15 protein-coding genes and 1 pseudogene are annotated in these 17,144 nt (G+C 45.8%); 3 read left to right on the forward strand and 13 right to left on the reverse strand.

Going from position 1 to position 17,144, the window contains the following annotated elements:
* Both RYO92_RS09765 and RYO92_RS09770 read right to left on the reverse strand, forming a co-directional pair.
* A pseudogene (locus RYO92_RS09765) lies at positions 1–384 on the reverse strand (cell surface protein); the annotation flags it as partial.
* A 371-nt stretch (positions 385–755) separates the two neighbouring features.
* Positions 756–2,303, reverse strand: coding sequence for a carbon starvation CstA family protein (locus tag RYO92_RS09770; RefSeq protein WP_315370263.1), 1,548 nt, complete (start codon positions 2,301–2,303; stop codon positions 756–758).
* Positions 2,304–2,632: 329 nt separating this feature from the next.
* On the opposite strand from RYO92_RS09770, the gene RYO92_RS09775 reads away from it, so the two are divergent.
* The 3 genes from RYO92_RS09775 (at position 2,633) to RYO92_RS09785 (ending at position 6,296) form a co-directional block, all read left to right on the forward strand.
* Complete coding sequence (locus tag RYO92_RS09775) at positions 2,633–3,553, forward strand: AAA family ATPase (RefSeq protein ID WP_007156993.1); 921 nt, start codon at positions 2,633–2,635, stop codon at positions 3,551–3,553.
* Positions 3,550–5,256 (forward strand): hypothetical protein, encoded by a 1,707-nt coding sequence (locus tag RYO92_RS09780; RefSeq protein WP_315370264.1) that lies wholly within the window; start codon positions 3,550–3,552, stop codon positions 5,254–5,256. Before RYO92_RS09775 ends, RYO92_RS09780 begins: the two co-directional genes overlap by 4 nt.
* 185 nt (positions 5,257–5,441) lie before the next feature.
* Complete coding sequence (locus tag RYO92_RS09785) at positions 5,442–6,296, forward strand: DegV family protein (RefSeq protein ID WP_315370265.1); 855 nt, start codon at positions 5,442–5,444, stop codon at positions 6,294–6,296.
* A 137-nt stretch (positions 6,297–6,433) separates the two neighbouring features.
* Here the strand turns inward: RYO92_RS09785 and RYO92_RS09790 are convergent, their stop codons facing one another.
* The 11 genes from RYO92_RS09790 to RYO92_RS09840 all read right to left on the reverse strand — a co-directional run.
* The gene (locus RYO92_RS09790) at positions 6,434–6,694 is read right to left on the reverse strand and encodes a Txe/YoeB family addiction module toxin (protein ID WP_007156997.1); all 261 of its coding nucleotides are present in this window, start codon (positions 6,692–6,694) and stop codon (positions 6,434–6,436) included.
* A complete protein-coding gene (locus tag RYO92_RS09795) occupies positions 6,682–6,942 on the reverse strand; it encodes a type II toxin-antitoxin system Phd/YefM family antitoxin (protein ID WP_007156998.1) in 261 nt (86 codons plus the stop codon). The genes RYO92_RS09790 and RYO92_RS09795 overlap by 13 nt, the downstream gene beginning before the upstream one ends.
* Positions 6,943–7,079: 137 nt before the next feature.
* On the reverse strand, positions 7,080–8,075 hold the full coding sequence (locus tag RYO92_RS09800) for a peptidylprolyl isomerase (RefSeq protein WP_315370266.1): 996 nt from the start codon (positions 8,073–8,075) through the stop codon (positions 7,080–7,082).
* Positions 8,053–8,523, reverse strand: a complete 471-nt coding sequence (locus tag RYO92_RS09805) for a divergent PAP2 family protein (RefSeq protein WP_315370267.1) — start codon at positions 8,521–8,523, stop codon at positions 8,053–8,055. The genes RYO92_RS09800 and RYO92_RS09805 overlap by 23 nt, the downstream gene beginning before the upstream one ends.
* 29 nt (positions 8,524–8,552) lie before the next feature.
* On the reverse strand, positions 8,553–9,998 hold the full coding sequence (gene glgA, locus RYO92_RS09810) for a glycogen synthase GlgA (RefSeq protein WP_315370268.1): 1,446 nt from the start codon (positions 9,996–9,998) through the stop codon (positions 8,553–8,555).
* A 20-nt stretch (positions 9,999–10,018) separates the two neighbouring features.
* Positions 10,019–11,692, reverse strand: a complete 1,674-nt coding sequence (gene recN, locus RYO92_RS09815) for a DNA repair protein RecN (RefSeq protein WP_315370269.1) — start codon at positions 11,690–11,692, stop codon at positions 10,019–10,021.
* A gap of 17 nt (positions 11,693–11,709) precedes the next feature.
* Complete coding sequence (gene argR, locus RYO92_RS09820; RefSeq protein ID WP_304069993.1) at positions 11,710–12,162, reverse strand: arginine repressor; 453 nt, start codon at positions 12,160–12,162, stop codon at positions 11,710–11,712.
* Between the two features lie 12 nt (positions 12,163–12,174).
* A complete protein-coding gene (locus RYO92_RS09825) occupies positions 12,175–12,990 on the reverse strand; it encodes an NAD(+)/NADH kinase (RefSeq protein ID WP_007157005.1) in 816 nt (271 codons plus the stop codon).
* A 167-nt stretch (positions 12,991–13,157) separates the two neighbouring features.
* A complete protein-coding gene (locus tag RYO92_RS09830) occupies positions 13,158–13,985 on the reverse strand; it encodes a TlyA family RNA methyltransferase (RefSeq protein WP_315370270.1) in 828 nt (275 codons plus the stop codon).
* 110 nt (positions 13,986–14,095) lie between these two features.
* A complete protein-coding gene (gene dxs, locus RYO92_RS09835) occupies positions 14,096–15,967 on the reverse strand; it encodes a 1-deoxy-D-xylulose-5-phosphate synthase (RefSeq protein WP_315370271.1) in 1,872 nt (623 codons plus the stop codon).
* 125 nt (positions 15,968–16,092) lie between these two features.
* Positions 16,093–17,144: polyprenyl synthetase family protein (locus tag RYO92_RS09840; RefSeq protein WP_315370272.1), on the reverse strand; the 1,052-nt coding region annotated here is incomplete at its 5' end.

The raw sequence follows: 17,144 nt of genomic DNA on the forward strand, positions 1-17,144 counted from the left end.
AATATCCGTTCCCTGCTTATTATCATCCGGTACTACAGTATCCACATTGTTGGGAACTGTGGTGGCAGGATCTGCCGGTGCCTCTGCTACCGTAACCGGGGCAGTTGCGGCTGTCGAGGCTGACGCTTCCGTGGTAGCTGTTGCTGCTGTTCCGGTGCTTGCAGTTGCACCTGTTCCGGTGGTAGCCGCCGTGCTTGTTGCAGGAGTTGTCGCTGTACTTGCTGCAGAAGCTGCGGCAGTGGCAGATGCTTCTGTACTGCTTGTGCTCGCAGTCGCCGGTGCTGCCGTGCTTGCTTCTTCCGCTCTTACGGTCAATGGTGCAGCTGCAATGGCTCCTGTCATGGCGAGTGCAGCTACTTGTACTTTCAGTTTCTTTTTCTTCATTTTTCATTCTCCCTTACTAGGTAATTTTTTGTCCCATAGTAGCTACAACTCTCTTCCCTGATTTCTGCTATGGTACGAGTAGGCCGGACTAAATACAGGGAATCGTCTTCTCCCTCCGATTCCCATCCCGCCTACAGATGATTATTAAAATCCAAAGTAAATATACTCCATATCCTAAGAGAAAATCAATAAATGCTTAATTTTTAATTTATAAAAAATATATAAAAAAAGATTGACTGCCTCTTCCGAAGCAATCAATCTTTCAATTCATCCTTAAAACAATCTTTTACAGGCAAAGTTCACCTAATCAACCATGCCTTTTCAAAAGGACTTGCCTATTTCAAAGGCGAAACACTTTCAGCCATCACCCATTACTTTACGGTAGGCTCAGGAGTGGTGCCGCCCTTCTTCCCTCTAATGATTACAAGAACAAGGTAAATAACAGCCACAATTACACCGCCCACATAAGCGATTGGCCAGCTTAAACCAAAGCCCAGCTTTGCATTTAAGATATAGCTTGCGCAGATGAAGGTGTAGAAGGTACCGGGAAGCAGTGGCATCCATGCCCATTTTGCTTTTCCGTTAATCATGAGATAAATACCTGCCGCAGCCAAGGGGAATAATGCCATAGTCTGGTTAGACCATGCGAAGTATCTCCAAAGAATCTGGAAGCCCTTAGGATCTACCTTTGCCCAAACCAAGATTCCTGCTACCAGGATAAAGATTGGAATGGCAAGGCTTAATCTTCTGAAATTGTTGTCCTGCTTAATATGGAAGGTATCTGCAATGGTAAGACGTAATGCACGAAGTGCAGTATCTCCGGATGTAATCGGAAGAATGATAATACCGATAAGTGCTATTGCTCCGCCAACAGGTCCTAAAGCTCTTCTACAAACTACACCGACTACAGAGGTTGGAGAAATAGCAACCAGCTCTCCCGCCTTCTGAATCATGTACTGGAAGGTTCCTGCCTTCTCGTTAAATACCATGCTGATTCCGCCCTGGTCTGCAGTGAACTGAATCAATGCCATTGTTCCTGCCGCCCATACCATGGCGATGAATCCCTCTACAGCCATCATGTTGTAGAAGGTCATTCTTCCGTCCTTCTCACTCTTAATGGTTCTTGCCACAAGAGCAGTCTGGGAAGAGTGGAATCCGGAAAGAATTCCGCAGGCTACGGTTACGAAGAAAATCGGGAAAAAGTTCTGTGTCCAGAAATAATCTCCATAGTTAAAGGAAGGAGTATTCCAGTTTCCGAAAATCTCTACTAACGGGTAATGGGAAATTACCATTACAGCAAATACACCTACTGCGGAGAATACCAGGATTGCACCGAAGATAGGATAGATTCTTCCGATAATCTTATCGATGGGGAATACAGTAGCAATTAAATAGTATGCGAAAATAATACCGTAGATAATCCAGGTGGAAGCCTCTGTAGGTGAACCGCTGAATCCGAATACCTGGGTTGCGGTAATGTCTCCGGGAGTGTAAATGAACACGGTTCCTACTAAAAGTAAAAGCACACATACAAATACATCGTAAATCCAGAACACTGCCTTGTTGGTATAACGTCTTACCATCTCCGGCATCTGGGCTCCGCCGTCACGGGTACAAATCATTCCCGCAAAGTAGTCATGTACCGCTCCGCCAATAACATTTCCGATAGGAATGGTAAGCAGTGCAATCGGTCCGAACAAAATACCCTGAATCGGTCCAAGAATAGGTCCTGTTCCGGCAATGTTCAGTAAGTTAATTAAAGCATTTTTCCAAGTAGGCATCGGAACATAATCCACACCATCCTGCTTGGCGTAAGCCGGTGTCTCTCTGTCGTCCGGCTGGAATACATGATCGCAAAGGCGACCCATAGCCATTCCGCCGACGATGAGAATCACAAGGCCGATCATAAAGGTAACCATAAGTAATCCTCCCCTTCTTTCCTCAATTTTGTGCAAAACTAAAAATACACCTTGTTCACAGAAATTTCAATATTTTATCCATTTATTTCAAAATCAATAAGTACTTAATTATAGTTTATTTGCCTAAATTTCCTTTCTATTGACGATAATCTGTTAAATAAATAGCAATTTTGTATTTTGTACACATACATTATCCTCTAAAATCAAAGGATGGTTTTTTCATTTTTTTGTGCTATTCAAATAAAAGATTAGGAATTTTAAGATTTCTGTACTAAACTGCGGTAAAATAGCCGTCAGAAAGAATAATAAAAGTAGATAGGGGATAGAAAATGAAGGATATTTTGACATTTTTAGAAGAAGAAGGTATTTCGGAGAAGCTTTTAGAGGAGCTGCGCTCCTTCCGTTCCTTTTACAAGCTGGAAGAAGAGGACGAGAAGCGTTTGCCGAAAATGGAGTATTTGTACTACGGAAAGGAAATCTGGGAAGCCGCCATTGCCGCCCTGCTTTCCGGAGCGAACCTGCTTTTGGACGGTCCTAAGGCCACGGGCAAAAACGTTTTAGCCCAGGGACTGGCTCTGGCATTTTCCCGTCCGGAATGGGATATTTCCCTTTATGTCAATTCAGACGCCTCCTCCCTGGTGGGTAGTGATACCTTTTCCCAAGGAGAAGTGAAGCTTCGTAAGGGACCGATTCTGGAGTGTGCCCTTCGTGGGGGCTTCGGCATCTTAGACGAAATCAATATGGCGAAAAATGAATCCTTGGCGGTACTGCACGCTACCCTGGACTTCCGTCACAGCATCGATTTGCCGGGCTACGGCCAGTTCCCCCTGCATGAAGCTACCCGCTTTATCGGCACCATGAATTACGGTTATGCAGGAACCAGAGAGGTAAATGAGGCCTTAGCTTCCCGTTTTCTGGTGCTCCACATGCCGGTGATCAGCGCGGAGAATCTGGATAAGCTTTTGCAGCAGCAATTTCCGAACTTATCGGAAGAATACAGAAAGCAGTTTGCCCTCCTCTTTTCTGAAATTCAGGAAAAGGTTTCCGGAGGTGAAATTTCCAGCAGGAGCTTAGACCTTAGAGGTTTAATTTCTTCTATTAAAGCAATGCAGAAGGGCTTATCCGTATCCAAGGCTTTGGAAATGGGACTGGTAAATAAGTCCTTTGACCTTTACGAAAGACAGTTGGTACAGGATTTACTGGATGCCAGAATTCCTAAAGAGCTTTCCGGAGAGCGTATTTTCCTATGATGCTGACAGAATTTGAAAAAAAACGGGCTGCCAATATGATTTGGAACGGTGCCCATAACTATAAGGTCTCTCCCGGCTACCGTATGTATGACTACGAAGGCAAGGCGGATCTGTATTGGAATACCATCATTGGTGCCAGCTATACTCATTTTGACTGGAAGAAATTAACGGCATTCTACAGCACCTTTCACGAAACTCTGGGGCAGGAAACCTACGAAACGCTCTTTTGGCTGGCTTTGGAAAATGCCACCTTCGAAAAGGAAAGTCCTCTAAGAGAAAGTCTGGCTCTCCTTCGTAGAGAATATTGCAAACGGAAGCTTCAGGAATTTATTCCCAGTATTGCGGAAAGCCGAGAAGGCTGGATTTTAGAGGGACATTACAAGGTAGCCTTAGGGGAGGACTGCGGTCTACCTGATTTAGTGGATAGAAAGCTTCTAAAAGAAGTGGAAATTTCCGGAGATCTGAATACCGAGGAATGGATTCAAAGTCTTTCCAAGACTTTGCAAAAATATTTCACCTACCTTCCCGGTCTTCCGGCTGCCATGCAGAAGAAAAAGCGGGAATTCAAGATTCCTCACCTTTTCTTTTGGTTAAAAGACGAGAACGGTACTTCTTCCGGAGCACCGAAAAAGCTGGTTTTAGGGCTTTTAGAGCGAAGCAAGGGAGGGGCGGACAGCCGGGATGTGGAAACCGCCTCCGAAAAGTACCAAAAAATCACCGAGGAAGGGCTTCGAAAATATATTCAAAGCTATTTCGGACAGCCTCTCTTCGATAAGAAAAAATCCGAAGCCATGGAAAAAGCCTGCTGCATTGGGAACCATCAGGGGGCAAGGCTGTATTTTACCAACGGCAAGGAAGAGGACAATCTAAAAGGCTTCGCTGCGAAGATGCGGAAGGAAATGGAAGCCCAGCGAAAGAAAAATGAACAGGCCTATGAAAAAGAGGCAAGCTATAATCAGACACAGATTTTCCGCCTTAGTCAAATGCTGAAAAATGCCTTGTTAAGCAGCTTGGAGCCAAGTCCCGTCCTTTCCAATCAGGGAAAACTGATCCCTTCTCTTTTGTGGAAGCCCCTATATTTAAAGGGCCACAATAAAATTTTCCAAAAGGAAATCGCGGACAGTCAAGGTTCTCTCACAGTGGATTTACTGCTGGATGCCTCTTCCTCCCAGATTCATCGGATGGAAACCGTATCCCAACAGGGCTACATTCTGGCAAAGGCTTTGGACAACTGTCGGATTCCGGTTCGGGTTTTCGGCTACTCCTCCATGAGCGGCTATACGGTTTTAAATCGATATCGGGACTATACGGAACGAACTAAGAACAAAGAAATTTTCCGTTACTTCACCACCGGTGCGAACCGGGACGGCCTGGCACTTTCCGCCGTTTTGGAGCAGTTAAAGGAAAATACAGCCTCCCATCGCCTGCTAATCTGGCTTACGGATTTAACTCCCAACGATCTTTTGGAGGTAAAGAACAAAGCCAGAAACTATTCCGGAGATCTGGCTATTTCCGACATTCAGGAAATGGTGCATAAAGCCCATATGGAGAACATCTATGTACTACTGGCCTACACCGGAAAGGACAAGGATGTTCCCAATGCCCAGAAGATTTTCGGCAGAAATTTTGCGAAGGTCCAGTCCTTAGAGCATTTTTCCGAGCTGATGGGAAAAATGATTCAGGCGGAAATTCAAAGAATGTAAATAAAGTAAAGATTTTGTCAGTGGATAAAAGTAAAGATTTTGTCAGTGGACAAAAAACAAAAAGAGAGTAATCAAAGGCCAGAATCCGAGTAATCAAAGGCCGGAATCCGGCTATACCTTGACAGTACTCCGCATTGCCCTATAATGGATGTAGTATTGAAAACTACTTAGAAAGGGAAAACCCTATGAAATATCAGATTATTTGTGACAGCTGTGGAGATTTTACACCGGAAATGAAGGCGGATCCTCATTTTCGTATGGTTCCCCTAAGCTTGGAAATCGGAGAATACAGAATTATGGATGATGAGCATTTTGACCAGGCAGATTTCATTAAAAAGATGGCCTCCTCTTCCATCGGCGCAAAAACCGCCTGTCCCTCTCCGGAGGCCTTTCAGAAAGCCATCGAAGAGTCCGATGCGGATGAAGTCTATATTGTAACCCTCTCCGACCAGCTTTCCGGCACCTATCAGGCGGCCAAAATCGGCATCGACCTCTATACGGAGGCTCATGAGGATTCTCCCAAGAAGATTCATTTGTTTAACTCCAAGTCCGCTTCCGCCGGAGAATGCAAGCTTTGCCTGGACATTCAGGAGTGTAAGGAAGCAGGTCTAGGTTTTGTGGAAGTGGTAGACATTGTCGAGAAAAAATGTAACGACATCGTAACCGTTTTTGTACTGGAGTCTCTGGAAACCTTACGGAAAAACGGTAGACTTTCCGCCGTAAAATCCTTCTTGGCTTCCGCCTTAAACATTAAGCCCGTTATGGGTGCGGTAAACGGTACCATTGTAAAATTGGACCAGCAAAGAGGTATACAGAAGGCCTTAAAGAGAATGGTGCAGTTAGCCGTTGAACGTGCTGGGGGTGCGGAAGCGGTAAAAGAAAAGCGACTGGTAATCACCCATGTCAATGCTCCTGAACGGGCCGAACAGGTAAAAGAAGACTTCCTGAAGGAAGGAAGCTATAAAGAAATTGTTGTGACCGATGCCGCCGGTGTAGCCACCATTTATGCCAACGATCAGGGAATTGTTGCTGCACTTTAAATAGATTTTCAAGTAGAAGATTAGGAATCCACAATTATTTTTTAACATTCATAGTATAGGTTACAAACAATAGGTCTCATGGAGCATGAGTAAACGACTCCATGAGACCTATATTCGTTTATATTTATGGTATTCATCTATATTGTTTCATAATGAGACCACATCGATAGTATTTTAACCACGTTGTTTTCATTATCAACATTATAGACAATTCTATGTTTTATATTTACTCTCTTTGAAAATGTAGGAATTGGATATCCCAGTAATTTTTCAGTAGGTGGCTGATAAGGATTTTGCTCCAACTCGTCTAAAATTTTTTCAAAAATATCCTTTAAATTTGACTGGAGTGCTTTTTTATAGTCCTTTGATGCTTGTTTAGTAAACTTTAGCTCATACATTGTTTTCTAAGCTCCTCACGGGACAAACATTCGTCGATTGGCTCATTGATTCCTTCTAATATTTTTTCTTTTAAATTGGGAATGCTCTCGATATAAAGAGATTCCTTTAAGCTATTCAGGTAACTCTCCGAAACCACAAAGAAATTCTCTCCCTCATCTCTTGTTACTGCTATCTCACGATTTGTATCTAAGGACTTAATATAGTCATCGAAATTATTTTTGAATTTTTTTTCACTTGTGATAATCATATTTTTCTCCTCTAGCTTTATTTAATTATTTTTCGTCTCCTTAAGGCTATCACTATTCTTATCCCTTGAAAAGTCGCAAAAATATATTTTCATACTATAAGTCTCAAATATTTTTATTTGAGTAAGTAACCCATCCATTACTTCGCCTCCGCCACCTTCTCCTGATAGTAGGAAAAGAAGTAATCCGCAGTGCTTCCCTCATGACTATGAAGGTCGATTTCCTTCCAGAAGGGTTCCCGGAAGCGGACAATATGCTCTTTTTGATAGGCCTCGTAGCTTTCCTGAAAATGCAAGGAGCGAATAGCGGTTTCCAGTCTCTCCTTTCGTTCTTTGGTAGCCTCCTCATCATAGGAGCTTAGACATTTTAAAATGTAGTACTTTCCATCCTGAGAAAAAACAGAGGAAATCTCATTGTCCTCTAAGGAAAATGCTACCTTCGCGTATTCATCCTCACTTTCTCCAAAGGCCAACTGTTTCTGCAATTCCGGATCCTCGGAATACTGTCTGGCATAATAGGAAAAATTGGCTCCGGCAAGCTTTACCTTCTCCTCCAATTCTTTCGCCAGGGCTTCATCCTGTACCACAATCTGCTCCACAGAAATCACCTTGGCTTCCGCCGCACTTAATTCCGTATCCACGTTGGCCAAAAGAGACTTTGCGGTTTTCTCCGCCACAAAGTAAGCCACATACATATCCACCACGTCCTTCAGACTGCAGTTTCCAAAGAAGGCCTTGTCCTCTTCGCTGAGACTTTGGTAAAAGGCATTGGCCGCAGCTCGAATGCTTTCCATCTCCGTTCCATTGGCAATAATTCCCTTTTCCTCCGCCATCAGATTCAAAGTACGGATATCTTGCAGAAACTCCTTGGTTTTAGCCAGGAAATATTCTCCGTAGGTTTTTTCCACCTGTCCGGCTACAGGGAGATCCCAGACTTCCTTTCCCATCACATTTTGAATGCGATTTCGCTCCGAGCCTACTACAATCATCGCCTGTGCCTCCGTATAGCCGGGGATATTCTCCGTTTTTCCGCTAATTGCAATTCCTTTACAGGAGCTTAGAAGAAAAAGCAGGGAAAGGATAAGGCAGAAAAACCGCCTTATCCTTTTCTTCCTATCCAAAATAGCCATAGACATACCCCATTCCTACTGCAATGGCAAGCCCCAGAATAGCTCCCATTAAAACCTGCAGGGGGCTATGCCCCACATATTCCTTTAGCTTTTTCTCAAATTCCTTACCGGTCCAGGCAAAAGGATTATCCAGTAAGAGACGATTCAAAATCACCGCCTGCTTTCCGCTTTCTCTTCTGACTCCGGTGGCATCATACATCACCACAACGGCAAAAACCAGAGCCACCGCAAAGATAGCACTATCCACTCCATAAGAAATTCCGGCTGCCGTGGCTAAAGCTACCACTGTAGAGGAATGGCTGGAGGGCATTCCTCCGGAACCGGTCATCCTTTCCCAGTTTATCCCCTTATTAAAATAAGCATCAATCGCAGTCTTACAAACCTGGGCAACAAACCAGGAGAGCAGAGCTGAGATCAATAAATAATTGTCTAAAAGTTGCTCTTGAAACGTCATGCCTTTTTTTTGTTTCCTTTCTTCGGCTTTTATCTTTCCACCAGCCAGTCATAAAGCTCCTGATACTGAAGAGCGGAACTCTTCCAAGAATAATCCTGTTCCATGCCCCTGGCAATCATTTCCTCCCAGGCCTCCCGATGGTCATAATACACCTGCTCCGCATAACGGATGCCGGCCATCATTTCATGGGCATTATAATTGGCAAAGGAGAAGCCTGTTCCCTTTCCTTCATATTCGTTGTAGGGCTCTACCGTATCCTTCAAGCCTCCAGTTTCCCGGACAATGGGAACTGTGCCGTAGCGAAGGGCAATCAACTGGGAAAGACCGCAGGGCTCAAAGAGAGATGGCATCAGCAGGGCATCACAGCCTGCATAGATTTTATGACTCTTCTCTTCAGAATAGTAAATCTGGGCAGAAACCCTCTGAGGATACTTCCAAGCATAGTGCCGGAAGAAATTCTCATAGCCATCCTCCCCTGTACCCAAAACCACAAACTGAATCTTATCCTGACAGATTTCATCAAAGACTCTTACCAGAAGATCCAAGCCCTTTTGATCCGTAAGACGACTAACCATACCGATCAGCATACAATTCGGATCCACCTCTAAGCCCAGCTCCTCCTGTAAGGCTTTCTTCACCTCCGGCTTTCCCGCCCGGAAGGAGGCAGAATCATAACTGGCGGGAAGGAAGGGATCCCTCTTGGGATTCCACTCCTCGTAGTCAATTCCGTTTACGATTCCCCGAAGGTCATGGTCTCTGGCCTGTAAAAGACCTTCCAGCCCCTCCCCGAAGAAGGGATACTGAATCTCCCTGGCATAGGTTTTGCTGACCGTGGTAATGGCATCCGCATAAACCAAACCGCCCTTTAAAAGATTTCCATTTTTCTCACACTCCAGCTTATCCGGAGTGAAATAATAATCCGACAGCTCCGTAAAGCGTTTAATGGTCTTGATATCCCACACGCCTTGGAAGCGAAGATTGTGAATGGTAAATACGGAACGAATGGAACGGAAAAATTCACCTCCCGCAAAACGATCCTTTAATAAAACCGGTGCCAATCCGGTCTGCCAGTCATGACAATGCAGCACATCCGGATGAAAATCCAAGAGTGGCAGAGCGGATAAAGCCGCATAGCAGAAGAAACAGAACTTCTCCAAATCCCAGTACCAGTTACCATAGGGTCTGTTTCCGGAAAAATAATATTCATTGTCGATGAAGTAGTATAGGATGCCGTCCACTTCCTTTTCCAAAACGCCTACATAACGGGACTGTCCCAGATAATCCATGTAGAAGTGCGTCTTGTATTTTAGTTCATTCCTTTTCTCTTCCGGAATACACATGTATTTGGGAATCATCACCCTGCAATCAAAATAGCCGGGGTCCAGAGCTTTTGGCAGGGAGCCGCAAACATCCGCCAAACCTCCTGTTTTGATAAAGGGAACTGCCTCTGATGCAAGAAATAAAATGTTTTTCATCCTATCCTCCTTCCTAAATATCACATGTTTTTCTGTTGCTTCTTCGCCTTAGACTTTGCCTTCAGCTCTCTGGCATTTTCCAGGGAAGCCTCCGAAATTTCATCTCCCCCAAGAAGCCTTGCCAGCTCCTCTATGGATTCCTTCTCCTCCAAGGGGTGAATCCTTGTGTGGGTGGCGCCCTCCTCCACCGTCTTTTCAATCAGAAAATGATGGTCTGCCTTTGCCGCTATCTGGGGCAGGTGGGTTATCAAAATCACTTGGTGATTCTTCGCAATCTTCTGGAGCTTTTCTCCCACCTTCTCCGCAGTTCTTCCGGAAATTCCGGTATCAATCTCGTCAAAAATCAGGGTGGAAACTCCGTCTGTATCCGCTAGTACCGTCTTAATGGAGAGCATAATGCGGGACAACTCTCCTCCGGATCCCACCTCCCGAAGAGGTCGAAGAGGTTCTCCCGGGTTCAGGCTCACATAGGCCTCTACCTCATCCAAGCCCTTTTCCGTAGGCTCCTTCTTCTCCTGAAAATGGAATTCGAATTTGGTGTCCAGGAAGCCCATTTCCTGCATTTCCCCTTGGATTTGCTTGGCTAAGACCTTGGCATCCTCCTGCCTTTCCTTGGAAAGGAGCAACGCCTTCTCCCTAAGGAGCTTTTCCTGTTCTACGATAGCCTTCTTCGCCTTCTCTTCAGCCTTCTCATAGTCCAAAAGAAAGCTTCTTCTTTCCTCTTTCTTGGCTAATGCGGCCAGAGCCTTGGCTTCCGTGCCTCCATGCTTCATCATGACTCTGCGAATCTGTTCCAGCCGTTCTCCCAGAGTAAAAAGCTTTTCCTCATCCACCTCCGCATGGTCCAGATAATGGTCTAAAGAGCGGAGACAATCCTCTCCCACCGCCTCCAAATCATACAGGCTGTCGGAAAGCCCCTTTAAGCTTTCATCAAAGTCCTTGGCCTCCTCCACCGCCTGAATGGGACGATGAAAATCCATTTCCTCCAGGCATTCCTTTGCGGAAAGCAACAGGCTCTTCAGCCTGTCCATATTTTCATAAAGGCTGTACTCTTTGGTCAGTTCCGCCTCTTCCCCCTCGGAAAGATTGGCATCCGCAAGCTCCTGAATCTCAAAATCCAGAAAATCCAGCTCCCTTGTCCTTTCCTCTTCCTTTAGGGAAAATTTCTGTAAGGCTCTCTTTTTTTCCTGTAGCAAATGGTAAGCATCCGCCACTTCCTCTAAAAGCTTTCCACCCTGTTTTTTCCGAAAGCCGTCGATGATTTCCAAATGAGAGCCTTCCCGAAGCAGACTTTGATGCTCATGCTGTCCGTGCAGATCCAAAAGACCGCCGGTAATTTCCCGAAGCTTAGCCAGGGTAAGCCCTAAATCATTGACTCGAATATCGGACTTCTTTTCGGAAATCTTCCTGCGAATCAAGAGTCTTTCCTCTTCCAGCTCAAGATCCTCTTCCAAGGCTTTAATCCGGCGCACTTCCTCCGCCGTCAGAGAAAAGTCCAGCTCCACAATGGCCTGTTCCTTTCCATGACGAATCAGGTCTTTATTGGCCTTTTGCCCCAGAGCCAGTTGAATGGAGCCAAGCAAAATAGACTTTCCCGCTCCAGTTTCTCCGGTTAAGACATTTAAGCCGCCGGAAAACTCTACAACGGATTTCTCTATTAAGGCTAAATCTTTTACCAGCAGTCGATCCAGCATGCCTTCCTCCTTATTTGCTAGCCTCTCATCAGGTTTTCGATGCTATCCTTTAAAGCCTGACTATCCTTCTCCCCGGAAGTGACACAGAAGATGGTATCATCTCCTGCAAGACTTCCCACAATCTCCGAAAAATGATGCTGGTCAATGGCCATAGCCACGCCATTTGCCATACCGGAAAGGGTTTTGATGACCAAAATATTGCCCGCCACCGCCATGGATACCGTGCCGTCCCGCATAACCCGGACAAATTTCTCCAAATCTCTCTCCGGAGACTCCTTTAAAAGGCTCTGGTAAACCATCTTGCCGTGTTTTTGCATTTTCGTAAGCTGCAAGGACTTGATGTCCCGGGACACCGTGGCCTGGGTTACGGAATATCCCTCCAGCTGCAGCTGTCTGGCCAATTCCTCCTGGGTTTCAATATCCTGTTCTTCGATTAAAGAAAGAATTCTGTCCTGTCTTGTCTTTTTCATCAAAAACCTCTCTTATAAGTTTGCCATCTTCTCTCGCAAAGTATGAAGAAAACTTTCCTTGGAAAATTTAATTAAAACCGTTTCTTCCTTGGCCTTCCTGATTCGCACCACATCTCCGGCCAAAAGTTCGATAGGAGCCTCTCCGTCAAAGGACAGCACCTGATCTCCTCCCTCCATCACAATCTCCAGGGTTCTCCGATTATCCAAAACCACCGCTCTGGCATTTAAGGAATGGGCGCAGATAGGATTCATGATATATACCGGAGCTTCCGGAGAAATAATGGGGCCTCCCGCAGAAAGATTATAGGCGGTGGAACCTGTAGGCGTGGAAATGATGATTCCGTCTGCGGAATAGTGAACCATTTCCATCCCGTCGCAAAAGACCTGAAAATGATGTATGGACACCCCTCGCACTCTGGAGAGTAAAAGCTCATTCAAGGCAGACCTCGAAAATATCTCCTTTCCCTGTCGGAAAATGCTGCCGGAAAGCATAGCTCTTCGATCCTCCACATAATCCCCGGCCACAAGCCGTTCTATAGCTTCCGCAATTCTTCTTCTCTGGCGAATTTCCGTAAGGTAACCAAGATGTCCCGCATTGATTCCTAAAATCGGAACCGGCATTCCCTGTAAAACCCCGGTGGTATGGAGAATCGTGCCGTCTCCTCCCAAGGTAATCAGGCAATCCATGCCCACAAAATCCTCTCTGGAAAAATCCTTATTCAAAAAAATCTTGGGAAGAATGCCTTTCTTCGCTAATTCTTCTTCTATGATTTTCTGGAAGCTCTCTGCCTCTGGCTTTGTTTGATTCACAATGAGTGCCAAATTCATGTATTTCTTTCCTCTCTAGTATAGCATATCTTCCTCTAGCTTGCTTAAACTATAAGTCTTGCGATGAATTTTATTTTAACTCTGAGTCTTGCGATGAATTTTATTTTAACTTTAATTCCTGCAATGAATTTTATTTTAGCTTTAATTCTTGCTGTCAACTTAGTTAACTATAAGTCCCGGTGGGAATCTTCCGTAATTCGCATAAGCTCGGCTTCCCAAGCCTCCGATAATGCCTCCTCGGCATTTCCCCTATCCTCCAAAAAGCAGAGGTACTCAATATTTCCCTCCGGTCCCTTAATAGGCGAAAAATCCAAGCCCTGTACCGAAAAGCCGATGGAAGAAGCAAAGGACAGTACCTTTCGAATCACTTCCTGATGCACGGCAATGTCCCGTACCACGCCCTTTTTTCCTACCTGTTCTCTTCCTGCCTCAAACTGGGGCTTAATCAGGCAAACCACCTGAGAAGGAAGCTTTCCCAGCTTCTTCACTACAGGAAGTACCAAGGTTAAACTAATAAAAGAAACATCTATGGAAAAGAAGGTGGGTTTTTCTCCCAGCGCTAAAATATCCTCTTCCTCCACATAGCGAATATTACACTTTTCCATGGAATGCACTCTTTCATCGTTTCGTAACTTCCAATCCAGCTGTCCATGGCCCACATCTACGGCATAAACCTCCACCGCTCCGTTTTGAAGCATACAATCCGTAAAGCCTCCGGTGGAAGCACCGATATCCATACAAACTCTATTTTCCAAGGAAATAGGGAAAGACTTTAGGGCTTTCTCTAATTTTAAGCCCCCTCTGGACACATAAGGAAGAGCCTTTCCCTTCACAAGAATCTCCGCGTCCTCCGGAAAGCTGCTGCCGGCCTTATCTTCCTTTTCCCCATTGACAAAAACCAGCCCTGCCATAATGGCCCGCTTAGCCTTTTCCCGGCTTTCCATAAGCCCTCTTTCCACCAAAAGAACATCCAGCCGTTCCTTCTTTCCAGCCATGCTTTCTCCTTTCTTAGATTCCAAGTTATTATTTATCCCATCAAGCCTTCCCGGAAGACTACGCCGGTAGCCTCCTAAGAGAAGTTACGGAAGACTACGGAAATTCCCCTTTAGTCTTTAAAAATCCCCTTCTCCTGCATTTTCCGGATAATGCTGTCGGAGTCAATGCCTAAGATTTCCCTAAGAGCGGAAACGCTTCCGTGCTCCACATAGGCATCCGGAAGAGCCACAGTTTCCACCCTTATCTCCGGATGACAGGCATTCATATATTCCAGGACAGCCTCACCGAAGCCGCCGTTTCGTACATTTTCCTCTAAAGTAATGATGCTATGATATCCCTCTTCCACCAGCCTGTCCAAAATCTCCGTATCAATAGGCTTGGCAAAGCGGGCATTCACAAGGGTTAAGTTGTATCCCTTCTTCTCCATCTTTTCCACAATATGGGCTCCGGTGGACACCATGGAGCCAAGAGCCAAAAGGGCAATGCCCTCTCCCTTTTTCAAAATCTCCGCCTTCCCCAAAAGGATTTCCTCCTGCTGCTCAGAAAAGCCCTGATAAGCCAGCCCTCTCGGATAACGAAGACAGATAGGACCGGAAAAGGCTAAGGCAAAACGGAGCATTTCCTGTAGTTCCCGAGCATTTTTCGGTGCCATCACCGTCATGTTGGGCATGAGGCGGAGGTAAGACAGATCAAAAATTCCTTGATGAGTTTCTCCGTCCGCCCCAACCAGTCCCGCCCGGTCAACAGCGAAAACCACCGGCAGCTTTTGCAGGCACACATCATGCACCAACTGGTCAAATCCTCTTTGCAAAAAGCTGGAATACACCGCCATAACAGGCTTTAAGCCCATACTGGCCATCCCTGCCGCAGAGGTTACCCCGTGGGCTTCTGCAATCCCCACATCAAAAAAACGTCTAGGGAAGGACTTTTCAAAGGCATCCAATCCGGTGCCGTCCGGCATAGCCGCGGTAATGGCTACAATATTCCGATTCTTCCGGCCCTCTTCCACCATGGTCTGAGAAAAAACCTTGGTATAGCTAAGTCCTGTACTTTCCGCCTTATCCTTTCCGGTGGACAAATGGAAGGGACTTACCCCATGGTAATGGCTGGGGGACTGCTCCGCCGGTACATAGCCCTTTCCCTTTTTGGTGACCACATGAATCAACACCGCATGATCCACCCTTTTCGCTTCCTGTAACACCGTTTCCAAGGCCTTAATATCATGTCCGTCCACAGGACCCAGATAGGTGATGCCCATGTTTTCAAAAAACATGCCCCGGACAAAAAGCTGTTTAATAGAATTTTTGGTATTTTTCAAACGATCCACAAGACTTGGCCCAAGGATAGGCACCCTGGAAAGCCCTGCCGCAAAATTCTCTTTGAAATGGGTGTAATTCTCATGGGAACGAATGCCGTTTAGATAGGTGGAAATCCCCCCCACATTCTTGGCGATAGACATTTCGTTATCGTTTAAAATGATAATGAAGTTCTTCTTCATTTTCGAAGCATTGTTTAAAGCCTCATAGGCCATGCCTCCGGTGAGGGCTCCATCACCAATGACCGCCACCACCGTTTCCTTTCCTCCCAAAATATCCCTAGCCTGGGCTATCCCCAGAGCTGCGGAAATGGAGGTGGAGCTGTGGCCGGTATTAAAGCAATCATAGGGACTTTCCTCTCGTTTAGGGAAACCGCTGATTCCTCCCAGCTGTCGAAGCCCGTCAAAGTCATCCTTTCTTCCGGAAAGAATCTTGTGGGTATAGCACTGGTGTCCCACGTCCCACACCAGCTTATCCTGTGGCAGATTTAAGCTATGAAAAAGAGCAATGGTAAGCTCCACCACCCCCAGGTTGGAGGCCAAGTGGCCACCATGCATGGAGGTTTTTTCCAAAATAAAGCGTCTCAGCTCCTTGGCCAAGGTCTTTTGTTCGGAAAGGGACAGACGTTTTATATCCTCCGCCCCATGAATTGACTCTAATATCATGAAAAATCTCCTACTTCTTTCATACTAAAGAGAACTTATTGCCTCTTCCCATAGACTTTTTCCATCGTGCCTTAAGAATATCCATCATTTTCGAAGGCGCTTATGAAAGCAAAACAGCTTTTCTTCTAACTCCTTCTGGAACAAAGATACTGACTAAAGGAAAGAAGAAAATCCAATGCTTCCCCATCTACCGCATTTCGATCCAAGCTTTGCAAGAGGCTTCTACCCTCTTCCGTATACTGCTCCACCATGGCCTCCGCCTTCTCCATGCCATAAAGGCTAAGAGCCGTAGTTTTCGCCTGTTCCGCATCAGAGTGGATGGGCTTTCCCAGTTCGGAAAAGCTGGAAATCTCATCCAAAATATCATCCCGAATCTGGAAGGCCAGGCCGATTTTCTCTCCAAAGGAAGACAGCTTCTCCTGCTCTTCCGGATTAGCCCCTCCCAGTAAAGCCCCGATTTCTAAGGAAGCGGAAAGGAGGGCTGCGGTTTTCTTTTTGTAAATAAAGAAAAGCTCTTCCTCCGTCAGAGGCTGTCCGGTTTTTTCAATATCCAGCACCTGTCCCCCAATCATGCCCTCTATCCCGGCGGACTTTGCCAAAATCTTAAGGCCTTGCATGGTAGGGGAAAGAAGTTCCACGTTGTTGCCCTTTTTCCCTTCCCTTTCCAAAACTTCCAGTACCCACTGAAAGGCGTAAAGACTTAAAGAATCTCCTGCCAGTATCCCCTGGGCCTCCGTAAAACGGTACCAGGTAGCTTCCTTTCCTCTACGATACTTGTCATTATCCATGGCAGGCAGGTCATCATGACAAAGGGAAAAGCTATGAATCATCTCCATGGCCAGCATAAAAGCTTCAGTCAAGGGTAGGAAAAGCCTCTGTCTCTCCTCCCCGGCGAAAAGCAAAAAGGCCTCTCGAAGCAGGATGGGACGAATCCGTTTTCCGCCTACCATAAGACTGTAGTTCATGGCTTCTATTCCGGTCTTCGCAGACCCCTTTTCCTCCGGCAAAAATGCGGTCAGAATGGCTTCCACTTCCTGCCTTCTCTTTTGAAAGCCCTCTTCCACGGAATGATTCCCCATCTCGGTGCCCTGATTTCCCATCTCGGCACCCTGATTCCTCATTTCGGCACCCTGATTCCTCATTTCGGCACCCTGATTCCTCATTTCGGCACCCTGAT

Source organism: Oribacterium sinus (assembly GCF_963553175.1).
Taxonomy (GTDB): Bacteria; Bacillota; Clostridia; order Lachnospirales; family Lachnospiraceae; genus Oribacterium; species Oribacterium sinus_B.

Coding starts and splice junctions, on each gene's coding strand:
- RYO92_RS09780 (WP_315370264.1), top strand. CDS start 3,550: ATGATGCTGACAGAATTTGAAAAAAAACGGGCTGCCAATATGATTTGG.
- glgA (WP_315370268.1), bottom strand. CDS start 9,998: ATGAAAAACATTTTATTTCTTGCATCAGAGGCAGTTCCCTTTATCAAA.
- RYO92_RS09800 (WP_315370266.1), bottom strand. CDS start 8,075: ATGTCTATGGCTATTTTGGATAGGAAGAAAAGGATAAGGCGGTTTTTC.
- RYO92_RS09790 (WP_007156997.1), bottom strand. CDS start 6,694: ATGTATGAGCTAAAGTTTACTAAACAAGCATCAAAGGACTATAAAAAA.
- RYO92_RS09805 (WP_315370267.1), bottom strand. CDS start 8,523: ATGACGTTTCAAGAGCAACTTTTAGACAATTATTTATTGATCTCAGCT.
- RYO92_RS09825 (WP_007157005.1), bottom strand. CDS start 12,990: ATGAATTTGGCACTCATTGTGAATCAAACAAAGCCAGAGGCAGAGAGC.
- argR (WP_304069993.1), bottom strand. CDS start 12,162: ATGAAAAAGACAAGACAGGACAGAATTCTTTCTTTAATCGAAGAACAG.
- RYO92_RS09830 (WP_315370270.1), bottom strand. CDS start 13,985: ATGGCTGGAAAGAAGGAACGGCTGGATGTTCTTTTGGTGGAAAGAGGG.
- dxs (WP_315370271.1), bottom strand. CDS start 15,967: ATGATATTAGAGTCAATTCATGGGGCGGAGGATATAAAACGTCTGTCC.
- RYO92_RS09770 (WP_315370263.1), bottom strand. CDS start 2,303: ATGGTTACCTTTATGATCGGCCTTGTGATTCTCATCGTCGGCGGAATG.
- RYO92_RS09795 (WP_007156998.1), bottom strand. CDS start 6,942: ATGATTATCACAAGTGAAAAAAAATTCAAAAATAATTTCGATGACTAT.
- RYO92_RS09785 (WP_315370265.1), top strand. CDS start 5,442: ATGAAATATCAGATTATTTGTGACAGCTGTGGAGATTTTACACCGGAA.
- recN (WP_315370269.1), bottom strand. CDS start 11,692: ATGCTGGATCGACTGCTGGTAAAAGATTTAGCCTTAATAGAGAAATCC.
- RYO92_RS09775 (WP_007156993.1), top strand. CDS start 2,633: ATGAAGGATATTTTGACATTTTTAGAAGAAGAAGGTATTTCGGAGAAG.